Below are 2,173 nucleotides of genomic sequence, written 5' to 3'. Positions count from 1 at the left end.
GCGCGCGAAGGCGAGATAGGCGCGCCCGGTGGCCTCCAAGGCGGCAAGCGCCGAAGGCTGGTGCTTGTCGTAGGCGTATTGCATCACGTCGGCGAAGATCTCGTAGCCCTGCCGGGCGGCCTCGGCGATGAGATCCTCGCGCCCGGCGAAATGCCGGTAGACCGCCGCCGGGGTGACGCCCGCCTGCTTTGCCGCCTCGGAGAGGGTGAAGCCCGTGGGGCCCTTGGCCTCGATCAGCGCCAGCGCCGCATCGACCAGCGCCTGCCGGAGATTGCCATGGTGGTAGCCGCGCTTGGGCATCACGCGTCCCAGATCTCGGGCCCGCCGGTGATGCGCGGATCGGGCACGCCGACCACCTCCTGGTCCTTTCTGGGGTAGTCGAGGTGGCTCAGCACGTGGCGCACGGCGGCGAGGCGCGCGCGCTTCTTGTCGTCCGAGCGCACCACGGTCCAGGGCGCCTGGGCACTGTGGGTGCGCGAAAGCGTCTCCTGGATGGCGACGCTGTACTCGTCCCATTTTTTCAGCCCCTCAACGTCGATCCAGCTGAGCTTCCACTGCTTCAGCGGGTCGCTTTCACGGGCGAGGAAACGCCGCAGCTGCTCGGCGCGGCTGACGTTGAGCCAGAACTTGAAGACCCGGATGCCTTCGTTGACCAGCATGCGCTCGAAGTCGGGGACCTGTGCGAAGAAATGCTCGCGCTCTTTTTCGGTGCAGAAGCCGAAGACCTTCTCGACGACGCCGCGATTGTACCAGCTGCGGTCATAGAAGACGATCTCGCCGCCGGCGGGCAGGTTCTCGATGTAGCGCTGGAAGTACCATTGCGTGGCTTCGATGTCCGAGGGCTTGGACAGTGCCACGACGCGGGCGCCGCGCGGGTTCAGGTTTTCGCGGAAGCGCTTGATGGTGCCGCCCTTGCCGGCGGCGTCACGGCCCTCGAAAAGCAGCACGAAGCGCTGCCCGGTCTCCTGAATCCAGAGCTGCGCCTTCAGCAGCTCCGCCTGCAGCTGCGCCTTCTGCCGTTCGTAGCTGCGGCGCGAGAGCTTGCTGTCATAGGGATAGGCGCCGGTCTCGAAGGCGTAACGGATCTCGTCCGGGGTCGGCGCGGCGCGGCGCCTGGCCTGCCCGCCGGGGCGCGGCGCCTCCGGCCCGCTGTCCGGCGCCGGGTCGGTGCCGGGCGACGGGAGGTCCTCGGGAAGCCCGTCGGGGGGCGGCGTGTCGGTCATGCTGGGCCTTTCCTTCCGGGGCGCATCGAACCCCTACCGCCCAGCCTGTAAGGCCGCGACCCGGATTACGACGCCGGGGGGGAAGTGGTGAAGGGCCTGCCGGACGCTGGCGTCGACATCATCGAGCTGGGCCTGCCGTTCACCGACCCGATGGCCGACGGCCCGACGATCCAGCTTGCCGGCCAGCGCGCCCTCGAGGCCGGCATGACGCTCGAGCGGACACTGCAGTTCGTGCGCGACTTCCGCGCCGGCGACGACACCACGCCGATCGTGCTGATGGGTTACTGCAGCCCGGTCTACAACCGCGGCGCCGACACATGCCTCGCCGACGCGCGCGCGGCCGGAAGCGACGGGCTGATCGTGGTCGACCTGCCCCCCGAGGAAGACGAAGAGCTCTGCATCCCCGCGCAGGCCGCCGGGCTCAACTTCATCCGCCTCGCCACCCCCACCACCGATGAACGGCGCCTGCCGAAGGTGCTGCAGAACACCAGCGGCTTCGTCTACTACGTGTCGATCACCGGCATCACCGGCGCCGCCGCGGCAGAGGCCACCGACGTCGGCCCCGAGGTCGCCCGGATCAAGGCCGCAACCGACCTGCCGGTGATCGTGGGCTTCGGCATCCGCACCCCCGAGACCGCCGAAAGCATCGCCGGCGTCGCCGACGGCTGCGTCGTGGGCTCGGCCATCGTGGGCGCCCAGGCCGAGGGCAAACCCGCCGCCGAAGTGCTGGCCTTCGTGAAATCCCTCAGCGACGGCGCCCACCGCGCCTGACCGCCCGCGCGACGTTCCGGACGGCGCGCCCCAAACGCGCCGTCCAGCCCAACCTCGGCGCACCTCCCGAACCCCGGTACCCCCACAAGACCGAAAAGAGCGCGACCTCCCGGCCGCGCCCCTGAACCCTCTTCCGAGCTTCATCTTGCCAGATAAACTCCGGGGGAGTCTCCGCAGGA

2 protein-coding genes and 1 pseudogene are annotated in these 2,173 nt (G+C 69.6%); 1 reads left to right on the top strand and 2 read right to left on the bottom strand.

From position 1 onward, the window contains the following. Together HC022_RS24770 and ppk2 are read right to left on the bottom strand one after the other, a co-directional pair. The coding region (locus HC022_RS24770; RefSeq protein ID WP_167454165.1) for a TetR/AcrR family transcriptional regulator at positions 1-300 on the bottom strand (300 nt) is incomplete at its 3' end. After that, positions 300-1,223 (bottom strand): polyphosphate kinase 2, encoded by a 924-nt coding sequence (ppk2, locus tag HC022_RS24765; protein WP_167454164.1) that lies wholly within the window; start codon positions 1,221-1,223, stop codon positions 300-302. The genes HC022_RS24770 and ppk2, both read right to left, overlap by 1 nt. A gap of 57 nt (positions 1,224-1,280) precedes the next feature. Between ppk2 and trpA the strand changes: the two are divergent. Further along, positions 1,281-1,994, top strand: a pseudogene (gene trpA / locus HC022_RS24760) (tryptophan synthase subunit alpha); the annotation flags it as partial. Between the last annotated feature and the right edge of the window lie 179 nt (positions 1,995-2,173).

It is taken from the genome of Salipiger sp. HF18, from assembly GCF_011806505.1.
Lineage (GTDB): Bacteria > Pseudomonadota > Alphaproteobacteria > Rhodobacterales > Rhodobacteraceae > Salipiger > Salipiger thiooxidans.
Note: the sequence above shows the minus strand (reverse complement) of the source record. Positions and strands in the feature narration are given on the sequence as shown.